The organism is Mycobacterium sp. (genome assembly GCF_035603715.1).
Classification (GTDB): Bacteria; Actinomycetota; Actinomycetes; order Mycobacteriales; family Mycobacteriaceae; genus Mycobacterium.
This window is the reverse complement of the sequence record NZ_DATNJW010000297.1, coordinates 1-6,042: the sequence shown is the minus strand read 5'-3', so window position 1 is coordinate 6,042 and position 6,042 is coordinate 1. Positions and strand designations below refer to the sequence as shown.

The 6,042-nt window shown below is 65.4% G+C and carries 7 protein-coding genes; 2 read left to right on the top strand and 5 right to left on the bottom strand.

The window, feature by feature from the left end:
• The 5 genes from cynS to VN856_RS12180 all read right to left on the bottom strand — a co-directional run.
• Window positions 1–462, bottom strand: a 462-nt coding sequence (cynS, locus tag VN856_RS12200; RefSeq protein WP_325689316.1) for a cyanase, incomplete at its 3' end; no start/stop codon positions are given.
• Window positions 463–524: 62 nt separating this feature from the next.
• On the bottom strand, window positions 525–1,922 hold the full coding sequence (locus VN856_RS12195; RefSeq protein ID WP_325689314.1) for a CehA/McbA family metallohydrolase: 1,398 nt from the start codon (window positions 1,920–1,922) through the stop codon (window positions 525–527).
• 74 nt (window positions 1,923–1,996) lie between these two features.
• Window positions 1,997–3,391: an MFS transporter gene (locus VN856_RS12190; RefSeq protein ID WP_325689313.1), complete on the bottom strand. Its 1,395-nt coding sequence runs from the start codon at window positions 3,389–3,391 to the stop codon at window positions 1,997–1,999.
• A gap of 58 nt (window positions 3,392–3,449) precedes the next feature.
• Window positions 3,450–4,469, bottom strand: coding sequence for an amidohydrolase family protein (locus tag VN856_RS12185; protein ID WP_325689311.1), 1,020 nt, complete (start codon window positions 4,467–4,469; stop codon window positions 3,450–3,452).
• 49 nt (window positions 4,470–4,518) lie between these two features.
• Window positions 4,519–4,971, bottom strand: a complete 453-nt coding sequence (locus tag VN856_RS12180) for a universal stress protein (protein WP_325689309.1) — start codon at window positions 4,969–4,971, stop codon at window positions 4,519–4,521.
• 118 nt (window positions 4,972–5,089) lie between these two features.
• Here VN856_RS12180 and VN856_RS12175 point away from each other — a divergent pair, with 118 nt between their 5' ends.
• Window positions 5,090–5,530 carry an SRPBCC family protein gene (locus VN856_RS12175; protein ID WP_325689308.1) on the top strand — a complete coding sequence of 147 codons (441 nt, stop codon included), beginning with the start codon at window positions 5,090–5,092 and terminating at the stop codon, window positions 5,528–5,530.
• Window positions 5,527–6,042 (top strand): sulfatase-like hydrolase/transferase (locus tag VN856_RS12170; protein WP_325689306.1); only part of this gene is annotated, 516 nt, incomplete at its 3' end. The genes VN856_RS12175 and VN856_RS12170, both read left to right, overlap by 4 nt.

The following is a 6,042-nucleotide window of genomic DNA, read 5'->3' as shown; positions in this document are numbered from 1 at the left end:
GTCCGCAGCGGTCCAGTCGTAGGACAGGAATTTTCCATCAAAGGTGACCACGACGCGGTCGCCGGCCGGGTGCGGCTTCTTCTCAATGTTGAGGCTGAAGTTGATGGCGCTCATGATGCCGTCGCCGAACTCTTCGTGGATGAGCTCCTTGATAGCGCCGCCGTAGACCTGGAGGACTTCGTAGAAGCGGTAGATGGTCGGGTCGGTGGGCACCGCGGTGGGTTGCGCGGCGCGTATGGGCACCGCCGCCAGTAGCGGGATCGCCGACTGGTCGAGGCCAAGCATCTCGACCAGCACCTTGCCGAGTTCGGCCGGAATGGGGTGCTGGCCGAGCAGCGCCGACGTGGTCCAGACGACCGGTCGGTCAATCGCGTCGGCCAACTCCTGCCAGGTCAGGCCCTTGGCCAGGCGGGCGACGACAATCTGCTCGGTAATCTCGTTGCGCGTCATGGGTACCAGCATTGCCGGTGGGCGTGGGTTTCTGAACCATTGGGCACTAATTGGGTTTCACACCACATGCGATATCACGCGAGCCAGATGGGATTCGTCAGGGCGACCATCGCGCCGAGCGGACGCCGCTGCGCTTCGCGGATCTCCAGTCGCGCGAAGCGCGCCGAAGCGGCATCCAGTTCCCACTGCACGCGGGCGCGATCCGATCCGACCGTCGCCCGTCGCACCGGGCCCTCCGCGGTAATCAACGCGATGTCGGTGCCGGCGGCACCGCTGAGCACCGCGGTCACCGTCACCCGCCCGTCGGCGCTTACGTGCAACGTCTGCCCTGGACCGGCCACACCGCTTGGACAGGACGCCGTCAGGTCCAGTGCTACATCAGATGATCGCGCGAGATACGAACGCCCGCTGCGTAATCCATCGATGATCGCGGGCGTCGAGAGTTCCTCCGCGTGCACGACGGTCTGGGGCAAGCCGACCTGCTGGTGTTCGCCATGCGAATCGCTACCGCCGACCGCGGTGACGCGCCGTCCCTGTCGCAGTAGCCGCTGCCAGGTGCGAAGCGAGAATTCATCGTCGAGATTCCACCGGCCGTTCCACACCTCGAGCGCATCAACGTCGTCGAAGCCGAACTCCCACGCCGCCCCCGGTAGCGGCACGGACGGATGTGCGGCGACCACCAATCCGCCCGCATCGCGAACTTCGGCGGCGAAGCGCGGAAATACCCCGTCCCTTGGCCCGTATCGCCAGTCGATCCAGGCGCGCGGCGGCAGGCCGACGGCAAGCCAGTGCCCGTGGCGGGTGGTGACCTCCTCGCCAGGGATCACCAGCAGACCGGGTGTGTAGCACGCGGGCCACGCCCGGTTGGCCGAGTTGGTGTTGTGTTCGGTGGACACGATGAAGTCCAGGCCGCTGGTGCGTGCAACCGACGCGAGTTCCGCGGGATGGCGCTCGCCGTCAGAGTGAATGGTATGCAGGTGCAGATCCCCGCGATACCAGCGCGCGCCGGTCGCCGACGGGGTGGGGATCTGCTGCACGGCTTGGCTTTCCGGCGACCGACTCGCGGATGGTCCGCGTTCCATGGTGACGTGCGCCTCCCACGCCATCCCCCACGGGCTCAGGACCACCGGTCCGAGCGCCACCGCCCACGGACCCGGCTCGATCGGGCCGGCCAAATAGCCTGGGGTGGCATACGTACTGGAGATCTCGAAGTGGTCGCGCGCTCCGCCCGACCAGCCCCGGAATCCCGCGGCATTGCCCAGGTCGTGGCCGGCGGGACCAAAGATGCCTAGATCCAGCACGTTTCGAGCGACTCCGGCGAACGAGAAGCTCTGATGAGAGGTGGAAACCCGAATGCGCTGCACACCTGTCGGCACGTGGAACGGCAGGTAAGCCCAGCGATAGATGCCAAAACCGAATCGTCCTGAAAACGCTATCTCGATCGCACCGGGGGCGACCGTCGCGATGCCCATGGCCCCAGGATGGGCCATCAGGAGGTAACCATCAGTTACATCGACACGAACGCCCGCCGTCGCGCTGCTTGCAATTAGTTGCTCAGACCGGACTCAGCCGTTCGAGGCTTGAGGATCAGGCTGGTCGCGAACGCGGCAATGCCGATCACCACCGCGACCCACAAGGCCGTGTGATAGGACGCTTTCGTCCCCTCGCCGACGATCGTTCCGGCCCAGGTGAATCCGAGCGATCCGCCGATACCGAACGCCGCGTTGCAGATCCCGGGCAGCGAGCCGGGTTCGTCCTCAGGGGCCTGAATCACGCCCAGCGCGGCCAGCGGCGTCAACGTCACGCCCATCGCCGCACCGAATCCGATCATGAGCAGGACGGCCATGTTCCGGTCGAGCGCGAAGACCGCGAGCAGAGCCACGAGGGACACCGCGGCGACGATCCCCGCCCGCAACACCGTCACAAAGCCGATCCGCACCGCGAGCCGCCCGATCAACGGCGCGACGATCAGTTGAACCAGCGCGGCCGGCGTGATGAACAGCAACGCCGTCGTCACGCCGCTGGCGTTGAAGCCGACCGTTCGATTCTCGGCGATCGACGGCATGATGAAGCTCAGCACGACCATGAAGGACGCGAAGGACAGGATGGTCACCGCGATCAACGGCCAGGCGTAGCGGGAGCGTAAGTCGTCGATGTGCACAAGTGGCTCCGCAGAACGCCTTTCGACGAGGACGAATGCCACGAACGCGACGGTGGCCGCAACGATGCAGCCGAGGACGAACGGCGACGACCAGCCGAGGTGTCCACCGTTGCCGAGAAACAGAACGATCCCCGCAACCGTCACCGCGATCAGGGCGGCACCCGGCCAGTCCATCCGGCCCGACGCCAATCGTCCGGAATCGTCTGCGGGCAAGGCTTTCCAGCCGAGTAGGACCGCGATAACACCGACCACCAGTGTCAGGACGAAGATCGAGCGATAGCCGAAGTGGTCGACCAGGTATCCGGCGAGCAGTGCATCGGTGCCGGCCACCCCGCCGTTGACCGCCGAGATCACCCCGCAGCAGACGCCGAACACGGCCGGAGTCAGGCGTTCCCGCATGATCAGGTAGGACAGGCCGAAGCTGATGTTGGAGGTGCCCTGCATGATCCGGCCCGCCACCACCACCGGCAGCGATGTGCTGACGACGCACAACACCGTTCCGATGCACAGCAGGATCAGGACACCGACCAGGACGCGCTTGCGACCGAGGTAGTCGCTCCACCGGATCAGCACCACGTTGGCGATCGCGCCGGACAGATAGAAGTAACTCGAAATCGGCCCGAATGCGCCTGCCCCAAGGTGCGTATTGATGTCGCGGATCGCCGGCGACAGCATGGTCGCGTTGAGCATGAACGAGACGACCGATAACACCAACGCCGTGACCATGAACACGGTCTGGCTGCGTGTCAGCGTGCTGGTGCGAACGCTTTCGATCGTCATGACACGACGATAAGTCCGAAACCCCTCTCGCCGAACACAAACCGGCAAATCCAGCCGGTCATTTGAGCCGAAGTAGACGCTCGGCGTTGGAGTGTGCGATCTTCTCCTTGTCCGCCGGCGGGATCGGCATCTGCTCCAGGAATTTCCGGCCGGCTTCCATGTTGGCGAACGGGTAGTCGGCGGTGAACACGATCCGGTCGACGCCGATCACGTTTGCCATCGCCTGATAGGCGTTGAACGACAAGCTCCAACTCGGATCGGTCGCACCGGGTTGCATCCCGGCGAATTCGCCGGCCAGGATGCCGCCGTAGAAGTTCTCCCGCAGGTATTCCTTGATGGTCCGCTTGAGACCGCTCTCCTCCGGCGGAAATGAGTAATCCGTCCGCCACGCCATCCAACTCAGCGCCTCGAAGTGATGGCCGACGATCACCTGCAGCTTGGGAAAGCGATCGAAGACGCCGCCGAGAATGAGTCTGACGCAATGGATTCCGGTGTCGATGTGCCAGCCGAGCCCCGCAACGGCCAACTTGGCCGACACCGCTGGCGCCAAGCCCAGGTAATACGCATCGATCACCGGCCGCGGCGGGACCGTGGGATGCAGATAGATCGGAACGTCCAGCGCTTCAGCGGATTCGAACACCGGCCAGAAGAACTCGTCATCGAGATAGCGGCCGTCGACGTGGCCGTTGATCAGCGCACCGACGAAGCCGTGATCGCGCACCGTGCGCTCCAATTCGGCTACAGCAGCGTCGGGGTCGCGCATCGGCAGAGTGGCAAAACCGAGAAAGCGGCCGGGATACTCGGTGGCCGCGGCGACTACCGCGTCGTTGGCCTGCCTGGCCAGCTCGACGGCCTGCGGTACCTCGACGGCCTCGACGCCGGGGACGTTGGAGAGGATCTGCACATCGATACCGGCCGCATCCATCGCGGCGATGCGCCCCTCCCCCAGGTCTTCAATGCCCGGCGGGGGCCAACCGCTTCCGCCCCTGCTCGCGTCGAAAAGCTTCCGGGGGCTGTTGGGGTGCGCGTCTGCGATCGCCGGGAGCGTGTAGTGCTCCTCGAAAGCAATGATCTTCATGTGCCCACACTTACCGAACGGATCTGAGTATCGGCTGCGAGCCGTATGGTCAGCCGCTGGTGTGCGCGATCAGCACGTCGATCTTGGCGCGAGTGGCGACGGCTCCGGGTATCGAGAACACCCGGCCGATGATCGCGGCCCCGGTGTCGAGTCCGACATTGCCGACCACCAGCAGATCGGCGCCTACTTCCTCGGCAAGATCCACCAGCGCGTGAACGGGACCGCCCTTGACCGGACGATCCTCGATGTCGGTCGCCCCCGCCGCCCGTGCGCGATCGCGTGCGTCGTGCAACATCGCGTAGACCGGCGCGGCTCCGGAGACCTTGTAGCCCTCACTACCGAGGGCATCGGCCGCGCGTAGATCGTCTTTCTCCGGTAGGTAGCCCGTCGCGATGATCAGCTTGGCCTTGGACTCAGCCGCAATCGTGCCGGCCCGGTCGACCGCGCGCAGTGACGACTCCGAGCCGTCGGTGCCGACCACCACCGTCTTGTACGTCGCCATGTCCCCTCCGCAGCGTCGTTGGCAACTTTCTTCAGGTTCTGCAGAACCCTAGCGTCGCTGGCCATCGAGGCCGGAAGTTTCGGCCAGATTCGCCGCCGCTCCCGCGTACGGTGAGGCGGTGGCCGACATTGACCGCAGCCGGAGGATCGCAGCCGACCCGCAGTCCGTCTGGGATGTACTCGCCGACTTCGGCTCGATCAGTTCGTGGGCGGACAACATCGACCACTCGTGCATCCTCAATCAGCGCAGCGAGCCGCTCGGCACCACGCGACGAGTCCAGATCGGCCGCAACGCCCTGGTGGAGACGATCACCGAGTTCGACACCGCACGCGCGCTCGCCTACGACGTCGAGGGCTTGCCCAGCCACGTGCGCCGGTTCAACAACCGATGGAGCCTGCGGCCGGTAGCCTATGGCGGCACTGTCGTGACGCTGACCAGCACCGTCGAAATCGGTTCTGGCCCAGTACGCAAGCTTGCCGAGCGAGCGCTGTGTCGCGCTCAAGTCCGACAGTCCGACATCATGCTCGTCGGTCTTGCCAACCGATTGGAAAACTCGTGACTACTCAGCCCGACATCGTCATCCTGATGACCGATGAGGAACGCGCGATCCCGCCGTACGAGTCACCCGAGGTGCTCGCCTGGCGGGGCCGGACTCTGCACGGCCGCAAGTGGTTCGACGAGCACGGCGTCAGCTTTACCCGGCACTACACCGGCTCGCTGGCCTGCGCGCCAAGTCGCCCAACGATTTTCACTGGCCATTACCCCGATCTGCATGGCGTCACGCAGACCGACGGCCTCGGCAAGATGCCCGACGACTCGCGCATGCGCTGGCTGCGGTCCGGCGAAGTGCCCACCATGGGCAACTGGTTCCGCGCCGCGGGCTACGACACCCACTACGACGGCAAGTGGCACATCTCGCACGCCGATCTACACGACGCCGACGGCACGGTCGTCGCGACCAACGACGCCGACGGCACCGTCGACCACGCCGCGGTCCAGCGGTATCTCGACGCCGATCCCCTTGGGCCGTATGGCTTCTCGGGATGGGTCGGTCCGGAACCGCACGGCGCG